15 protein-coding genes are annotated in these 18,689 nt (G+C 27.1%); 7 read left to right on the top strand and 8 right to left on the bottom strand.

Annotated elements, in window-relative coordinates; genetic code table 4:
- Nucleotides 1-98: 98 nt before the first annotated feature.
- The 8 genes from lpdA to MCRO_RS02075 all read right to left on the bottom strand — a co-directional run bounded on the left by lpdA (nt 99) and on the right by MCRO_RS02075 (nt 11,613).
- Nucleotides 99-1,952, bottom strand: a complete 1,854-nt coding sequence (gene lpdA / locus MCRO_RS02110; protein ID WP_013054306.1) for a dihydrolipoyl dehydrogenase — start codon at nt 1,950-1,952, stop codon at nt 99-101.
- Nucleotide 1,953: 1 nt separating this feature from the next.
- Nucleotides 1,954-2,886 carry a 2-oxo acid dehydrogenase subunit E2 gene (locus MCRO_RS02105; RefSeq protein WP_041594047.1) on the bottom strand — a complete coding sequence of 311 codons (933 nt, stop codon included), beginning with the start codon at nt 2,884-2,886 and terminating at the stop codon, nt 1,954-1,956.
- A 14-nt stretch (nt 2,887-2,900) separates the two neighbouring features.
- Entirely contained in the window at nt 2,901-3,899 is a 999-nt protein-coding gene (locus MCRO_RS02100; protein WP_013054125.1) for an alpha-ketoacid dehydrogenase subunit beta, read from the bottom strand.
- On the bottom strand, nt 3,899-5,020 hold the full coding sequence (pdhA, locus tag MCRO_RS02095) for a pyruvate dehydrogenase (acetyl-transferring) E1 component subunit alpha (protein WP_337998348.1): 1,122 nt from the start codon (nt 5,018-5,020) through the stop codon (nt 3,899-3,901). Before pdhA ends, MCRO_RS02100 begins: the two co-directional genes overlap by 1 nt.
- 163 nt (nt 5,021-5,183) lie before the next feature.
- Nucleotides 5,184-6,911 carry a GIY-YIG nuclease family protein gene (locus MCRO_RS02090; protein ID WP_013054475.1) on the bottom strand — a complete coding sequence of 576 codons (1,728 nt, stop codon included), beginning with the start codon at nt 6,909-6,911 and terminating at the stop codon, nt 5,184-5,186.
- Between the two features lie 21 nt (nt 6,912-6,932).
- Nucleotides 6,933-8,852, bottom strand: coding sequence for a DUF262 domain-containing protein (locus MCRO_RS02085; RefSeq protein WP_013054542.1), 1,920 nt, complete (start codon nt 8,850-8,852; stop codon nt 6,933-6,935).
- Nucleotides 8,853-8,872: 20 nt separating this feature from the next.
- Complete coding sequence (locus MCRO_RS02080) at nt 8,873-10,126, bottom strand: hypothetical protein (protein WP_013054630.1); 1,254 nt, start codon at nt 10,124-10,126, stop codon at nt 8,873-8,875.
- A 2-nt stretch (nt 10,127-10,128) separates the two neighbouring features.
- A complete protein-coding gene (locus tag MCRO_RS02075) occupies nt 10,129-11,613 on the bottom strand; it encodes a DNA methyltransferase family protein (RefSeq protein WP_013054732.1) in 1,485 nt (494 codons plus the stop codon).
- A gap of 278 nt (nt 11,614-11,891) precedes the next feature.
- Here MCRO_RS02075 and MCRO_RS02070 point away from each other — a divergent pair, with 278 nt between their 5' ends.
- The 7 genes from MCRO_RS02070 (at nt 11,892) to MCRO_RS02040 (ending at nt 18,686) form a co-directional block, all read left to right on the top strand.
- Entirely contained in the window at nt 11,892-12,377 is a 486-nt protein-coding gene (locus MCRO_RS02070; RefSeq protein ID WP_013054737.1) for a hypothetical protein, read from the top strand.
- Nucleotides 12,378-12,606: 229 nt separating this feature from the next.
- A complete protein-coding gene (locus MCRO_RS02065; protein WP_013054226.1) occupies nt 12,607-14,502 on the top strand; it encodes an MIP family Ig-specific serine endopeptidase in 1,896 nt (631 codons plus the stop codon).
- A gap of 50 nt (nt 14,503-14,552) precedes the next feature.
- A complete protein-coding gene (locus MCRO_RS02060) occupies nt 14,553-15,404 on the top strand; it encodes a MurR/RpiR family transcriptional regulator (protein WP_013054328.1) in 852 nt (283 codons plus the stop codon).
- A gap of 283 nt (nt 15,405-15,687) precedes the next feature.
- Nucleotides 15,688-16,143, top strand: coding sequence for a hypothetical protein (locus MCRO_RS02055; RefSeq protein ID WP_013054556.1), 456 nt, complete (start codon nt 15,688-15,690; stop codon nt 16,141-16,143).
- A gap of 14 nt (nt 16,144-16,157) precedes the next feature.
- On the top strand, nt 16,158-16,991 hold the full coding sequence (kduI, locus tag MCRO_RS02050) for a 5-dehydro-4-deoxy-D-glucuronate isomerase (protein WP_013054251.1): 834 nt from the start codon (nt 16,158-16,160) through the stop codon (nt 16,989-16,991).
- A complete protein-coding gene (locus MCRO_RS02045; RefSeq protein WP_013054680.1) occupies nt 16,991-18,199 on the top strand; it encodes a glycoside hydrolase family 88 protein in 1,209 nt (402 codons plus the stop codon). The genes kduI and MCRO_RS02045 overlap by 1 nt, the downstream gene beginning before the upstream one ends.
- A 7-nt stretch (nt 18,200-18,206) precedes the next feature.
- Complete coding sequence (locus MCRO_RS02040) at nt 18,207-18,686, top strand: PTS sugar transporter subunit IIB (protein WP_013054428.1); 480 nt, start codon at nt 18,207-18,209, stop codon at nt 18,684-18,686.
- The last annotated feature ends 3 nt before the right edge of the window (nt 18,687-18,689 follow it).

Below are 18,689 nucleotides of genomic sequence, written 5' to 3'. Positions count from 1 at the left end.
ACAAAAATTAATATCTTATTAGTAGAAAATTAAAAATATATAACTTAATGATTATTAATAAGTTATATATTCAATATATAAAGCATTTAATATGCTTATTATTTTCTTTTTTCAAGACTTAGTTTTAAGCTTGCACTTCTTGCAGCTTCTCAAATGATTTCATTGTATGTTGGATGTGGATGAATTGTGTGAGCTAGTTCATGAACTGTTACTTCTTGTTCCATAGCTAAAGCAATTTCAGCAATATAATCAGTTGCATTTGCACCAACTATACTTGCTCCTAATATTTCTCCGTATTCTTTGTCAACAACCAATTTAACAAATCCTTGTGTATGTGTTGTAGCAATAGCTTTTCCAAGGTAGTCAAATAAGTATTTAGAAGCAAAAACGTTTTTACCTTCTGCTTTAGCTTCAACTTCTGTTTTACCTATAAAAGCAATCTCAGGGTTTATGTAAATACATCCAGGAACACCTTTTGGATGATATGTTGATTTTTGAGTATCACCTAATATATCAAACACTGCTGCTAATGCATGAGCATATGCAACGTGAGCTAACATATTTTGTCCTGTAACATCTCCAATTGCATAAACACCTTTAACATTTGTTCTTTGGTGGTTATCTACAAGAACTTCTTGGTTTTTACCTAGTTTAATACCTACTTCAGATAATCCTTCTGAGACTGGTCCTCTTCCTGTTGCTGTTAAAATTAATTCTGGTTTAATTTTAACTTCTTTTCCGTCTAGAACATAGACTAATTCTTTTTTAGCATTTAATTGTTTTGTTTGAGCGTTAAAAATAATTTCAACTCCCATTTCTTTTAATGCTTTAGTTGCTTCTTTTGATACATCAACATCAGCCATTGGTAAAATTCTATCTGAATTTTGTAAGATTGTAACCTTTGTTCCACTTAGAGCAAAAATTTGAGCAAATTCAACACCGATAACTCCGCCACCGATAATAACTAATGATTTAGGTAATTTTGTTTTGTAATTAATAGCTTCTTTACTTGTTATTACATAGCCCGATTTGTAACCTTCATCAAAACCTTCAATCATATTTAATTTTTTAGCTCTTGATCCGGTTGCGATAATTAAGTTTTTGGCTCTATAAACTTGACCATCAACTTCAATTTCTCTTGCTCCAACGAATTTTGCTTCAGATTCTAAAATTTTACATTTTGATGAAGTCATTAACATTTTTACTGAACCAGCAACTTTGTTAACGACATCTTCTTTACGTTTGTGAATTGCTTTTCATGTTGCGGTTTGGTCAATTTTAATATCTTTAAGATTTGCAATTACACCATATTTATCTGCATGTGCTAATTCATGAATAGCTTCAGTAGATTTTAAAAGTGCTTTTGTTGGAATACATCCTATATTTAAACAAACTCCACCTCATGCTCATTTTTCTACAATTAGAGTTTTTAATCCACTTTTTCCAGCTTCTTCAGCGGCTAAATATCCACCAGGACCTGATCCTACTACAATAACATCAAATTCTTCTTTTATAGCTCCTGTATAGGCTTTTCCAGTTTCTCCTTGATATTCAGATTCTTTAACTTTTGTAGTAGTTGTTGATGTTGCCGGAGTTGCTTTATTGTTAAGTGATGAAAAATCAATTAAGTCATTGTTAACTTTCATTTCTCCTACAACGCTAGCTCCTTGTTCACTACTTGTTGCCTTAGAGGTTTCCGGTTCTGCTGGATGATCTTTTCCATCATCAATTACAAAAATTTCTTGTCCGACATGGATTGTATCACCTTGTTTCATTAAAATTGATTTAATTATTCCTGAAACAGGTGAAGGAATATCAGATGTAACTTTGTCAGTTTCAACTGAGAAAAGAGAGTCACCTTCATTTACTTTATCACCTTCTTTAAAAAATATTTCAGCAACTAGACCTTCATGCAGTCCTTCACCAATATCTGCAAATTTAAACTTATACATATTAATATACTCCTAATACTTCAGGTGTTTCAAGTAGTTCTTTTACTCTAGAAGCAAATCTTCCAACTTCTGCACCGTCTATTCATCTGTGGTCAGCTGCGACAGTTATATACATTACTTTTCCTGGCACAACTGCTCCATTTTCTACAATTGGTCTATCAATAATAGCACCAACTCCAGCAATAGCTAATTCTGGATAATTAATTACCGGTACTCCAAACAATGATCCAACTGAACCATAGTTAGTTACGGTAAATCCTGCACCCTTCATTTCATCGGGTTTGATTGTTCTTTTTCTAGCAGCACCTGCTAATCTAGATACTTCACTTGCAATTTCTAAAATGCTTAATGTTGCAGCATTTTTAATTACAGGAACCATTAATCCTGCTTCTGTATCAACAGCAACTCCAACATTGATTACACCAGGATAATCTAATGTGCTATTTGCTTCATTGTATTTTGCACTAAATTTAGGGAATTCTTTAAGTGCAATAGCGATTGCTTTTACTATATATGGTAAGAATGTTAACTTAACGTTTTCATTTTTTAGCACTATGTCTTTAATTGATGAACGTAGATTTCATAATCTAGTCATATTAATTTCATGAACCAAGTTTGTATAAGCTACATTACTTCATGAATTTGTCATTGCTTTAGCGATTGCTTTTCTGATAGGAGCAATTGGTTCGCTATGAGGTTCAGTTATAAAAACTGGTTTACTTGGAGCAACGGTTGGAGCTGATTTAGCAGCTTCAACATTAGCGCTTGCTTCAATTTTTTGATTTTGGACAGGAGTTGATGTTGGATTGTTTTTAAAATTTTGAACATCTTCTAATAAAATTCTTCCATCAATTCCGCTTCCTTTAACTTGTTCGATATCTACTCCTAATTTAGCAGCAAGAGCACGAGCAATTGGTGTACTTTTAATTTTCATCATATCTCCTTATATTAATATTTAAAAGCCATTAACTCATTTAATTTGTCAATTATTTTGTCGTCGTTAACCGATTGATAATGTTCACCTTTTGCAAGCGGAACTGTAATATCGTAACCAGTAACTCTCATCATTGGAGCTTTTAAATATTCAAAAGCTTTTTCATTAACACGAGCCATTATTTCAGCACTTACTGAATATGATTTAACTGCTTCATGAGCAATTAATAATCTTCCAGTTTTTTTAACTGATTCAATAATTGTGTTAGTATCAAGTGGCTTTAATGTTCTTAAATCTATCAATTCAATTGAAACATTGTTATTAGCTGCTCTAAGTTTTCTAATAGCACTTAATACTTCATGAACTTGAGCTCCATATGTAACTATTGTAACGTCACTTCCTTCAATTAAAACATTAGCTTTTCCAATTTCAACCGTATAGTGTCCAGCAGGAATTTCTTGTTTACCAGCACGATATATTTTCTTTGGTTCTAAGAAAATAACCGGATCAGGATCGGTAATAGCTGATAAGAATAGTCCTTTTGTGTCGTATGGGAAAGCAGGCATAACAACTTTAACACCTGGAACATGTGAATATATTGCTTCAAGTGCTTCTGAATGGTGTTCTAGTGCTCTTATTCCTCCACCCATAGGCATTCTTATAACCATTGGTGCAGTATATCTACCTCTTGAACGGTTTCTTATTCTTGCAGCTTGTGTAAATATTTGTTGCATAGCAGGATATGAAAATCCTTGGAACTGAATTTCACCAATAGGTCTTAACCCAGCAACAGCAGCTCCGAATGCAACACCGGCTATTGCAGCTTCTGAAATAGGTGTATCAAAAACTCTTGTTTTTCCATACTTAGCTTGTAGTCCTTCGGTGGCTCTAAAAACTCCTCCTTCAAACCCAGCATCTTCTCCAAAAAGAACAACTTTTTCGTCTTTTTCCATTGCAATATCAATAGCATTATTTAATGCTTGGATATTGTTTACTGTAATTTTATCTGACATTATTTTGCTCCTTCAATTTTGCTTCAAAATTTAATAGCTTCATTTTTTTGTTCCAATAATTCATCTGTTATTGTTTCGTATGTATAGTCAAATATATCGTTGATATTTGTTTTAATATCTTTCATACTTTCTTCATATGTAGTTTTAACTTTAGATAATGCATCTTCTCAAATTTGTTTTATTTTACTATCATCAAGTTCTTTTTGGCTTTTTAGATAGTTTTCTATACGGTGCATAGGTTCTCATTTTTCATTTTCTTTTTCATGTTCTTCAGTTCTGTAAATTCTTGGGTTATCTGAAGTAGTGTGAGGTCCTTGTCTTCAAGTTAAAAATTCAACTATAACTGGTTTAGATTCTTTTCTTGCATAATCAATTGCTTCTTTAATAACATCATAACTAGCAAGTAAATCATTTCCATCAACTAGAACACCGGCACATCCAAATGCATGTGCTTTTGCAGCTATAGTTGAAGAAATTGTTTCATAGTAGTTTGGTGTTGAAATAGCTCATTGGTTATTATTGACACAAAATACAGCGGGTCATTCATGCACGGTTGCAAAGTTAACCCCTTCTGCAAATTCTCCTTCAGTTGTTCCACCATTACCTATAAATGTAACTGATACACCACCTGTTTTTTGTTGTTTCATTGCATAAGCAACACCTGCATTATGTGAAATTTGAGATCCTATAACAATGTTAACTGGCATAACATTACTATCTTTAGGCATAATCGATCCTTTTTCATTACCGTTTCAATAAATCATTTGGTTAATGATTGGAACTCCTAAAACTAACATAGCTGCATTTGAACGAAAGGCTGGTAAAAATCAATCCTTTTTCTTATCCATTGCAAAAGCTGTTGCTACTTGTAATGCTTCTTCACCAATATTTGGAGCAAAGGTGAGCATTCTACCTTGTCTTTGTAATTGCAACATGTAAACATCTTGTTGTCTTGATAGAACCATTCATTTATAAGCTTCAATTAGTTGTTCGTTGCTTAATTGAGATTTGTATTTCTTATCAATTAAGTTTCCGTCAACATCTAAATGACGAATTATATCTTCTGGTTTATCCATAACGTTAATTTTTCCATTAACCATTACATATTTATATTTCATCATATCCCTTCTTTATTAAAATAATATTAATGTTTTTATTATATGTTTAATTATAAACTTTTAGTTATTTTAAAAAAGCAGCTTAAAATAAGTATGGAAGAGTTTCCATAAATAAGGTAAAAAATGTTATATATTTGGTTTTATATTGAAAAAAACATCAAAAACCTTATTTTTTAGCTTTTAATGTTTCCACAATTTTTTCAGCAACTTTTTCTGAAACAACTTTTTTTAATTCATTTAAAGAAGCATTACTTATTCCTGCATATGTTCCAAAATGTTCAAGTAATTTACTTTCTTGTTTGGACCCTATACCCTTAACCTTAGCTAATGAACCTTCAAGAGTGCTCGTAATTCTTTTATTTCTTAAATATTCTTTTGCAAATCTATCTACTTCTATTTGAATTGAAGCTAAAAAATTATAGAGATCTTGATCGATGATCTTGATTTGATTAAAATTAGCATCAAGAATGTGGTTTGTTTTATGTTTATCATCTTTAACAAGAGAAATTATATTAATTTTAATATCCAGTTCTTTAAGTGCTTTTTTTGCTTTTTTAAGTTGAGTTATTGCACCGTCTATAATTATTAAGTCATTGACATTATATTTATTATTTTTATAATATCTTAAAACATTATGATACATGTACTCATCATCGCTATTGTTAATGATGCTTTCATTATATTTACTATGATCAAACTTTCTATATAAAGATTTATTTTTAAGGCCATTACTATAAGCTATTGCTACTCCAAAAGTTGATTCATTATTTAGTGTTGAATTATCAAAAGCAATAATATTTTCAATTTCTTTAAGTTTTAATAGATTCTTAAGACTTTCAATTGCTTTTATATTTCTTTGTGTTATTCTTGATTTTTTTTGATTAACATATAATAAATTATTTTTGTGAGCCATATCAAGAATTGCTTTTTTTGCACCTATTTTAGGGTATGAAATATTTAGATATTCAAGGTTATTTTTTATAATTTCATGATGAGCATCATGTAAATAAATTTCATCTGGAACATTCTTTTTTTGATATATTCTTTCTAAAAATTCTAGTAGAGTATCTTCTTGATTGTTGTAGATTTTTATACTTCAAGAATCCTTATTTATAAGCACACCATATATGTAATATAAGGTGGTAATATGCATATAATTATTTTCAAAAATAATGTCAATTACATCAATGTTTTTTTGCTGATCTAGTTCTACTTGTTGACTCTCTTTAAGTAAAGTAAAAAACTTACTAAGTTCATAGTAATCTTTTGCTAATTCATAATTATATAGTTGTTCAGCTTCAAATCTTCTTTGGTCAATTTTTTGAATAATTTTTTTATCTTTAAACGATAAAATTTCAACTGCTTTATTGTATTTTTCTTTTCAAAAATACTCATCTTTTTTAACTATAGGCAAGCCATTTTCATATAATAACTCACTTTCTAAAAACTGAATAATTTGTTTAGCTCCAAATCCTTGTGGGAACGGACCAAAATACAATGTATTATTGTCATTATCCTTTAATATTCTTCTATCAAGTTTAATGATTAATTTGTTATTTAAACTTACTTTTATATAAGGATATCTTTTATCATCAAGTAATAAAATATTGAATTGTGGAGAGTATTTCTCAATCAATGATTTTTCTAGAATTAAAGCTTCTTTTTCACTTTTTGTTAAGTAGACATCAAAATCAATTATTTTATTTACTAAATCATTAGTTTTATATGAATTCAGTCTTCCTTCAAAATATTGAAGCATTCTGTTTTTGATGTTTTTAGCTTTACCTACATAAATTACATTATCATTAATATCTTTTCACAAATAAACACCAGGACTTAGTGGTAAGTTCTTAATTCTATTAATAATATCTAGATCATTATCCGAAAAATTCATGTTTAAATTTTATCAAAATATTTATTTTTTAGCTATTTCATCTATAGCTATTTCAATTAGTTTGATGTTGAAGTCTCTATTATTTTTTGAGTGTTCTCAAGTATTGTAATTACCTTTTTCAATAGTTCTTTTAGGTAAGTTCAATGCTTTAATATTTTCGTTTTTATAGTATTCTGAATTCTCAACTAATGATTGGATTAGATATTCGCTATACTCATTAAGAACGGTTCTACCTTGTGCATATAACTTTAATTTTTCAGACATTATTTTTTCACTTGCAGATCTATTTAGGGAAGAACTAAGTATACTTAAGTTTTCGAAACTAAATCTTTCAATATCAAAATCTTCATCTTTCAAAAACTTGTTTTTTTCATTTTTTCAATATTCTAATCTATTCTTGTCTCTAAATTCATTTACACTATACAAGTGTTCTATATCAAAACTATTAGATAATAAAATACTTGCAAGATATGAGCTTATATTGTTTTTGGGTTCAGCAATATAATTTAATATAGCTTCTTGAACTCCAAGAACAACTTTAATTTTTCTTGAGTTATCTTCTTTTGTTCCACCTTCAGTGCTAACATAATTTTTATCTTTATAGTTTAAGTTAAATATTTGCTCTATTTCTATATCATTTTTAATATCATCTATTGTTTTTTTGAATTGACCATTTTCATCTATTTCAATATATTCATCAAATCATTCTAAAATGTTTTTATTATCGTTTTTCATATAATTACGAAATTTAGTTAGATTTAATCTTGTACATATCTCATTTAATTTTTTAAGAGATATCTTATTATTATCTTCATAGAGATTGTATTTATCTTTATAGTTGTGTCTTGATAAAAAAATTTGTTGCATTATTTTAAGAATGTATGAATAATTTTCGTATTTGATTAAAACAGAAGATAAATGAATAGCTTCATTATAATTTGAAATACTTTGTACATTTGTAATATATTGATAAATAATTTCAAAATCATTTAGATAGTCATTAAATCTTTCTACGAATTCCTTAGCTTTTATTTGATCTTTGAATACCTCATTTTTGTAAAAAGACATTCATTTTCCAATACCGGCACTACTTAGGTAGTTTATGTTTTCGTCTTCTTTATAATATGTTCTTAAAAAAATATAAATTATATTATCAATACCTTTTTTATCATCTTTTTCATAATTTGATTTGTTGTAAAATTCAAAATCTTTAGAAATTCCGTTATTATCAGCTAATTCAGATATTTTTTTCTTTATTGAAAATATACTTTTTAAACTATTTGAAATTCTTAATGATTGAGATAATATAGAATAAAAAATTTCGCTTTGGCTCAATTGTATGGAAAGAGAATTAATATTTAAAAAATATTTTAATGATTCACCAATATTGTTATATTCTATGGATATAAATTTAATATTATCTAGAATATAATTATAAAGTCCATCAAATCACTCGACTTTTTTAGTTCCTATCATATTAATTTGTTTTTTAATTTTATCCCCTGTTATAGGAATGTTAACTTTATCTAATTGACTATTATATGAATTTGGCAAACCAAAAAAGTGTTTTAACTCCTCGGTTAAATAATGTTCCTCTTGGATTACAAATTTTCCACCTGGATTTATAAGTGTATCATTTTTATTTTTTGTTTCAAGAGAACATTTGGAATTAGCAAGAATTGTTAAAAATAGAATTAGACTTGTTAATCTTTGTTGTCCATCTATAACATCATATACCTCATCAGAACAAAATGCTAGTGTTCCTATAAAGTAATCTTTTGATGAATCATCTTTATATTGGGAGATAATATCATCAATAAATTTGTATAAATTTCTTCCTTCGTTTTTAGTTCCTCATACATAATCTCTCTGATAATATGGGATATTTATTACTTTATATTTCTCAAATATTTTTTTTAATTTTACGAACTCTTGCTTCATTATAATTCCTTTTTATTTTATTAGTATTGATATGTATATCTATCAATTAATTTTTGATAATAGTTTATTCTTCCACTTAAATATATATATGAAATATAAGCTGATGCTATAGTATAATATTTATCATTTTCATGTCAAATTCATTCATCTTCTTTTTTTACTTCAATAGTAGGAAGGAGAATTATTTCTCTGTCGAATTTGTTGTTAATTTTATAACCGTAACCAAACATATTACTTTTAATTGTAATTTTATTAGCAATTAATGAAAGAAATGAATATCCACTCAAATTATTATCAAGCAATTTTTTTAACTTATTATTTTTTGTTTCAAGAATTGCATTGTGCCCTCCGGTTATTACGAAAGGTTCTTTTTGGAAAAAAGTAAATCCTCATTGATCGTCAAAAGTTATTTTGTTAACTGATATTTTAGTTTTATCAACACATTTTTTTTCTATATAACCTATGCACCCACTTCCGTTTCTACTTGCACTAATTAATGAAATTGTATTTTCTGTTTTTTCATTAAATATTGATAAATCTTTTTGATTAGAACCCAGCGCTAATGCAGTTGATCTTTCAAACAAATCACCTAACTTGAAAGATTTTCAAGTTAGAGAATCGCGTTGTATTTTATACAACGCTTCATACTTCGCTCGCTCCGCTTCATACTTCGCTCGCTCCGCTTCATATGATTTTATAGTTTTTTGTTCTCTATATTCTTTCGCTTTATCCATTAAAGAATTTATATAATCAGTGGCTAGAGTATAATATTTATCATTTTCATGTCAAATTCATTCATCTTCTTTTTTTACTTCAATAGTAGGAAGGAGAATTATTTCTCTATTAAAAGATAATTTATCTATTTTATTTCCATATCCAAATAATTTTGATTTACTAAAAATAAGGTTAATAGTTTTTGCTAAATAATTACCTATATTTAGGTTACATTTCTTATTAAGAACTTCATTTTTTATAAATAAGTAATTTACATTGCCTATAATAAAATGTTTATAATTATGGTAATTAGCATTTCCAAATTGTGTTCCGTATGTTAATCCTTTTTCTATAATTTTCCCTTTTAAAATATCATCATCTTTCCTCATGAAAAAACCAATTCCATTATTGAATTTTGATTCAGTTATAATGGAAATATTGTATTCATCTGTGTATTCGTTTGATTTATCAAGATTCTTTTGAGCAATACTAGAATCTCTACCTACTTTATTATCAAACAAATCTCCCAATTTAAAACTTTTTCAAATAATTTCCTTCATAACTAGTCCTCGCTCAATATGTCAATTATGTATTTTTCAAAAGAACCATCTGTATCTTTAAAATTATTATTTACACTTTTAATTAAATCTTCTTTTTCAGATAGCATTTTTTTAATGGTTATATTTTCTCATGTTATGTCTGCTTCTTCTTTTTTAACGTCAACAAGTTTAGGATTAATTTTGGTTCCAAATTCCAAATCTTTATTAACTTCATAAAAATTATTTCATGTTCTAATGAAATTATTAGATTTACCACGGTTTCATTTACCACTTATTTTCATAAGTAATTCGTTCTTTTTATCTTTATAAATTCCGTTTTTATCTACTAATCCACTATCTTTTAAATATACAAAACCAGTATCTGTAAAATTATAGTACCTTATCACATCTTCATTTGAATGTGGTTTGTCTGCATTAAAAACAAATATTGATGCTGGTTGAGATTTTCCGCTATCAGTAAATAAATCTTCTTGCATTTTAATGACGGTTTCCAAAGTAGAAATGTTTAAAATTTTAGAAAAAACTTTTTTATTGTTTCCGAATTTTTGAGAAGGAATGATGACTACAATTTTATTACCAATAGAACCCCTTTTAGTTACAAGTTCTATATTTTTGTAAAGAATGTCTAATGGTTTATGCGTATCTTCATATGGAGGATTTAATATTGCTTTGTTTGGTTGAATTGTTATTTTTTCATTATTAATCTCAATTTTAAAAGTTGATTTTTGAAGTTTTAAAACATCTTGATTATAAATTAAATTATGATTTAATGATTTAAGTAAAAAATTGGCTAAACAAAGTGTAATCATTTTAGGATCACTATCATTTGCAATTATTGAATTATATAATCTTTCTTCATATGTTTTATACTCTCCATGACCGATCTTTTTGTTTTCAAAGTCCTTATTCATATTGCTTAACATTTTTGAGTATGATAAAAGAGAAAAGAGCCCAGTACCACTACAAAGATCGGCCACTATATCCTTTTTATAGTCAATTTCTGCTAAATCAACCATTAATTCAGCTGCAAATATTGGTGTAAGTACAATACCTTTATCTGTAGCTTCTGCCTTTTTATCAATTTCCATATATAATGTTTCTAAAAATAAGTCATCTGATTTTATTGAATAATACACATCACTAATAAAGTATTCGATAAATCTTTGTAATTTTTCTCTATCATTATTTAATCCTGTACTTACACCTCTAATTAAATTTAACGATGCTAAAACAGATTCCTTTGTTTCTTTTTCCAAACCTAAATTATTAATTTCATTTGAAGCTAAATCAACAAGTTGATCAATTGGTTTAGTTTTTTCATCTACGAAATTAATTAAACTTGTTAGTTTATTGAGATTTAAAAAATCTTTATTTCTTGTTAAACAAAATATCAAAGAAGCTATAAAAATAACTTTGCTATTTCTATTTATACTAGGGTCTAGTTCATAAATTCTTTGATTAACATTCTTTATGTCTTTTAGTTCCATTTTTCCTCTTTCATAAAAATATTTTTTGCATTTATAAATTTTACATTAATATTTAGTACAACTTACTACTTTTAATTTATATTATTAAATAATAAACAGAAACAATGTATCTTATTTTCTTTAAAAATTTAAAAAAATCTAAGCATTTGCTTAGACTGTTCGCTTTGATATAACTTTGATAACTATATCTCGACGTCGGCTTAAAAGATATTATATAGAGTTTTTTAAATAATGTTTTTTTTAATAATATAATTAGTAAATAACAAAAAGGAGAAAGTATGGACATAACTCTTAAAGCTTTTATTAAGAAAACTAATAATTTACAAGAAGAATTGGATGATTTAATAGTTCAAGAAAAAGAATTATTCTTTATAGAATATTTGGAAGGACAAAAAGTTCCTGCTAACAATTATTCTTTTGTTGAATATACTAAAAAAGTAAAGAAACTAATTAAAGTAATTCAAGATAATAAAAAAATTATTGCTGATTATAATGCTAAAACAATTACTAAATATAATAATTTAAACATTAATGAATGTCTTTTTTATCTTGCTCAATTAAATTCATATTTAAACGTTAGATTAAATGATATGAAAGTTTATAAACAAGAAAATAAAACATTTTTAGATGATGGTAATGTAAAAATTACAAAATATCTTTTTAATTCTGAAGAATTAAAAAAAGAAATTACTTCAACTAGAGAAGAAATCAATGCTATTCAAGAAGCAATTGATTATGCTAATTTAACCACAACAGTTAAATAGCAATTATTCCCTTTAAAAATAAAAACTATATTAACTTAGGTTATCGAGAAGTTAAAGTTTATGTATTATGAATTATGTTTTATTTGTTATTGAATGTTATGAAAATGGTAAAACACTAATTTTTAATAAAAAGATTACATATTAATCGTGGGTTCTGTGATATGTATATCAAGGTTTCGGCTTTGATATTTTTTTATTATTTTTTTAAAAAATAGTATATATTTAAAAAATGAAAAAAGCTAAATTACTAATTAAAATACTTTCAATAGGATCTTTATTAACTTCGGTTGGTGTTTTTACTGTATCATGCGATTCTAATTTAGATTTTGATGATACCTCAAAAATTAAACCTGAATCACCCAAAGAGCCTTCAAATCCTGTAGAACCTTCAAATCCTAAAGAGCCAGAAGTTCCTAAAATTCCTGATAAACCAACTCCACCTGTTAACCCCGAACAACCTAAACCAGATCAAAATGAAGAACCAAATAAACCGCCAGTGAATTCAAATAATGAATTACAACCAATAAAATTTAATCCTAATAATCCGAAAGAAAAAGATCAAATTAATTTTGATCCAATTACTGGATTTCCAATGCCAGGAGTAAGAAGCACACCAATGAACTTTTCTAATTTAAAGCCTGGATTTTATGACTTTTTTAAAGAAAATCAAACTATTTCAAAACCATCTCGCGATGAAATTTACAAAGAAATTTATGATAGAACTTTTGCTTTAAAAGTAATGACAAAAATAAAAAGGGATGATTCAGATGGAACAATTCTTTCAGATAAGGATACACCAGGAGTTCAAAGCCAATTTGTTCTAGCTAGAACAAGAGCAACTTCATGATTATTTGATTATGCTAAAAGTGATAAATCAAATAAATATTCATTATTTTTTGCTACAAATTTACATGTAGCAACCGATATAGCAAATTCATGAACAAATGAAAACAAGAATACTTCAGAACTATTTGATTATAGTGATCCTTCTTTAGGACAAGTAGAAGGAATATCATTAGGAAAAAGTACCAGTCCATATTTTAATAAAATTAATAATAAAACTTCATTTCCATCAAACAATGCAATGTTTTACACAAACTTAAAACATAATATAGAATCTAACCAAAACGTGTATGGAACAGTTCAAAAAGGAATCTCAAAACCAAAATTAATATTTACAGCTATTGATTTTATGGATGATAATGCAAGCAATCAGTTTTCTGAATTATTAAAAGAAAGATTAGATGGAATGATGAATTATGGTAACGAAACAATGGAGAAATTTTGAACTAGAGAATGACTTGCAAAAGGTAAAAAGCCAAGTTATTTTAAAGATATTGCAATATTTCAAGTTGATGTAAACTTAGATGAAGTTGATAGCGAATTCAAGGGATGAATTAATAACGCAGTTTCGGCTTTAGATAAAAGTATTTTAAGAACAAAAAACAAAATAATTCCTAACCATGATTCTGGTAATATTCCTTATGCTACCTATGATTTTAGTTCGCTACAAAAAGCTAGAGAATTTGAAGGAAAATTTAGAAACTATAAAAATTTTGAATATGCAAACACAAGAGTTGACAACGTATATATAGGTAGTTATCCAGATAAAGATAAGTTACAAAAATGAGCGATAAACAACCCAATTGAAAGAGATTCTTTTGATTATAAATCTCTTAACACTTATTCTGTTTCGACCGCAATGGAAATAGGGAACACATCAAGAGAATTCTTTTTTCATCGTTCAATGTTTGAATATGGATTAAGTTACAAAAACATCCATTGATCTTCAATGTTTAGTGGAGCTTCGGGATCAATAGCTTATAGTGATTATGGCTTGCCTATTGGAATATATACTGGAAGTACAAATAATCCTTCTTATTCAGATTTGAGTAGTAATGGAAATTTAGAGCCTTTTAGTCAAATAACAGATTATAAAATTGATATAAACAATGGAAAATCTGCAATTCTTTATGCATACAACCTTATCGACGGAAGTAATAAAGAAATGTATCCTCATCAAAAAACATCATATAGACAAAATTTAAATTACTTTTACAATTCCGGGATTGGTGAAGATAAAATTACGAAAACAGCTCTATTTCCAAATGGATTTAAACTTTAAAAAAACATTTTTACTTCAAATAATTATCTTAATTAATTTATAATTATTAAATGAATAATAAAAACAATATTTTTAATGATGAAAAATTTTTAAATATCATTAATACCGATGAGAATTTTGCCTATATGGTCAATTGAATTGAAAACAATTCATCGACGTTCTTAAAAAATAGTCAGGAAATGTTGTGCTCAGAAATGTTTGTTTCTCAAGCTTCTATTAGTAGATTTGTAAAAAAATGTGGTTTTAATACATTTAGAGAACTTCAAGTTTATGTTGCTAAAAGGTCTCAAGAGGTAATACCTAAAATTGATTTATCTCTAAAAGAAAGCAATACAATTGTTGATATTAAGGAAAACGTATTTCAACAATACTCAAATTTATCAAAAATCGTTTATAACTCTGTTGATGATTCTATTCTTGAAACACTTACAAATGACATCTTAAAATCAGACATAATTTTTATCATGGGGATAGGAACTAACGGAGAAATTGCAAGATATTACTCACGTCAATTTAGGAAATTTGGTATTAAGTCATATGATATAAGTTCAATTCATGATTTTATTGATGATGTAGAAGGTTTTTCTAATTCAAAAATACATGTAATTTTACTTTCTAAGTCCTTTAAAACTAAAGAATTAATTACAGCAGCTAATATAATGGAAAAGAAAAATATTGATTTTTCACTTATTACAACCAATGAAGATATTAATAATTTAAATTACAAAAACTTACTAACATATAAATATTTTGATAATAAATCATTTTCATTTGACATAGCAAACAAAATTGCTTTATATATGGTTCTTGATATTATTTTATTATATACAGCAACCAAGGTAGATCCAGAAATGACCACCTTTGAACATTCTAAAGAACTTCTTAAAAAATTCAGATTATAATTATTAATGAAAAATTTACCAAAATAATTGCCAATTAGATTAATTGGTAATTTTATTTAATTTTAAATTAACAATATTGTTTTATATTGTGTACAAAATATTAATAATTATTTTAACTTTAAACATATTATTGTTTGAATGAAATATTCTACAAGGTCATTTTTTCCATATTTTTTTCCATATTTTATTATTCATCAAGGCTCTTATTGATTATTTTATTCTAATAAAAAAGCAATCGGCATATATCTATAAAATAATAATATAAACAAAGAAGGAGGAAGCTTTGAAAGAGAAATTATATAAATATCTAAAAATGCTAATAGTTGCGCTTTTAGCAATGAACTTGATTGGATTATTTTTTGTTTATACAGGACAATTTGCTGAAAACAAAAAAATTTTAGACTTCTTGGTTTCTAGCTATGCTAAATCAAGAACTACATTATCTTGAATAGGATTAGTATTTTTGGTTGCTGGTTGAATTACGTGAGAATTTGCAATTTCTAAAAACGGAAACAAAATATTAGGAATAATATCAATAGCATTATTTGTTGTTCAGTTATGTTTAACCATCAATTTATTATCAATCATTTCTTTAACTTTATCATTTGCAGCTATGAGTTCAATTATAGTATTAATGTTATCAAGAAAAAACTCAAAAAAATTAGTTGATAATATCGCTGAAAACTCAAAAGACAATAAAGACAACAATGATAAATTAAAGAAATTACTTAAAAAATAGAAAGGAAATTTAACATGATTAAAACAAAATATTGTAGGTCGCAATCTGAAGTGTCGACAATGAATACAACAGAATTAAGAGAAAATTTCTTAGTTAGTGATTTATTTGTTGAAGGAAAACTTCACCTTGAATATTTACACTATGACAGAATTATAGTTGGTGGTGTGGTTCCAACCAAAGAAAAAATTGAACTTGATGTTTCTAAAGAAATTGGTTCAAACTACTTTTTAGAAAGAAGAGAAGTGGGTATTATAAATATAGGAGGAACTGGAAGCATCGAATACGACGGAGGAGTTGAAGAACTTTTAAATAAAGATGGTTTATATTTACCTGTCGGAAACAAAAAAATTGTTTTTAAAAGCAAAGATGGTAAAGTGCCTGCTAAATTCTATTTATTTTCAACACAAGGATTGGTTTCATATCCGGTTGTTAAAGTAAATATTTCAAAAGCACAAGCAATTAATTTAGGTGATATTTCACAATCTAATACAAGAACAATTTATCAATTTTTCCATCCAAATGTATGTAAAACAAATTCATTATTAATGGGTCTTACTATCTTACAACCTAATAATATGTGAAATACAATGCCATGTCATACACATGAAAGAAGAACTGAATGTTATCTATATTTAGATGTAAAAGATGAACACAGAGTTATTCACTTAATGGGAAAACCACAAGAAACAAAACACCTAATAGTAGCTAATGAAGACTTTGTAATTTCACCTGCTTGAAGCATTCACTCTGGAGTAGGAACAAGTAATTATTCATTTATTTGAGCTATGGGCGGAGAGAATTTAGACTATACAGATATGCAGGGTGTTGCAACAAAGGATCTTAAATAATGTTTAGAAATAATAATAAAACTATTATTGAAAAAGATTTGATCTTAAAGCAAAAAACATTAAGCAAAGATTTTCTTAAAAGCGCTATAGACAAAGCTATTAAGCAAATTGACTTAAACATTGAATACTTTGGAAGTGATTTATATCCAACACCTCAAACATTCAATAATATCTATACTAAAATGGATAATACAGAATGAACTAATGGATTTTGAAGTGGAATAATTTGACTTGCTTATGAATATACTAAAGATAAAAAATATTTAGAAATAGGTCAAAAACACGTAGATGATTATCTTCATAGAATAAAGAACAAAATTGAAGTTAATCATCACGACATGGGATTCCTATATTCACTTTCTTGTGTTGCTTCATATAAATTAACTAAGAATCCAAAAGCCAAAGAAGCTGCTCTATTGGCGGCTGATAACTTAGCAAGTAGATATAGCAAGCAAGGAAAATTCATTCAAGCTTGAGGTAATGTTTCAGGAAATGATAACTATAGATTAATTATTGATTGTCTATTAAATATTCCGTTACTATTTTGAGCTAGTGAAAATGGTGGTAAAAAAGAGTATAAAGAAATAGCAATTAATCACTTCAATACATCTTTAAGAACTGTTATAAGAGAAGACGGAACAACATTCCACACATTCTATTTTGATAAAGAAACAAGTAAACCTTTATATGGAAAAACAAGACAAGGATATACTGATGATTCATGTTGAGCAAGAGGTCAAGCATGAGGAATTTATGGAATTCCGCTAACCTTAAAATACATCTCTAATTTAAAATTGCTTGATAAAGATACATTAGAAATTTATAAAAAAGTTGTTAATCAATTCTTAAATAATCAAGGTAGTGATGATTTTATAGCTTATTGAGATTTAGATCTTAATGATGATAAAAATCATTCAAGAGATAGTTCAGCTAGTGCTATAGCAGCTTGCGGATTACTTGAAATGTATAAATTAAATTTACTCGATGAACCAACTAATTTAATTTATACAAAAGCAAGTAACAAAATTATTGAATCACTAATTAATAAGTATGCACTATTAGAAACTAAACCAGGTAGCCCACTATTGTTTCATGGTGTTTATTCTTGACATACTAACAAAGGTGTTGATCAAGGTAATATATGAGGTGATTATTTCTATCTTGAAGCTTTAATTAGACTATATCAAGATTTAGAAATATATTGATAGGAGAAAAATGGCAAAAATAATACATGCTAGAGTAGATGAAAGATTAATGCATGGTCAAGCATCAATCTGAATGCAAGTTAATGGTTGCAATTCAGTAATTGTAGCTAATGACGATGCAGCCAATAATCAAACTCAACAAGATTTAATGAGAGTTACTGTTCCGCAAGGAATAAGATGTAGCTTTTATTCAATTGATAAATTAATAGAAATATGACCTAAAGCAGCTGATTGACAACTATTTTATTTAGTTATTCAATCAATTGAAGATATTTATAAACTTTTTAAAGGAGGAATTCCTTTTGAAGAAATAAACATCGGTAATACACACACAAGAGATGATAGAGAAAGAATTACTCCTTCTATTAACTTAAGTAAAAAAGAAAAAGAACTAATCAAAGAAATGTATGAAGCTGGAATTAAATTCAATACTCAATCACTTCCAGGTGTTACAAAAGGATTAGTAGAAATAACTAAATTAATTAGTTAGGAA

The organism is Mycoplasma crocodyli MP145 (genome assembly GCF_000025845.1).
In the GTDB taxonomy this organism is placed as follows: Bacteria; Bacillota_I; Bacilli_A; order Mycoplasmatales; family Metamycoplasmataceae; genus Mycoplasmopsis; species Mycoplasmopsis crocodyli.
Note: the sequence above shows the minus strand (reverse complement) of the source record. Positions and strands in the feature narration are given on the sequence as shown.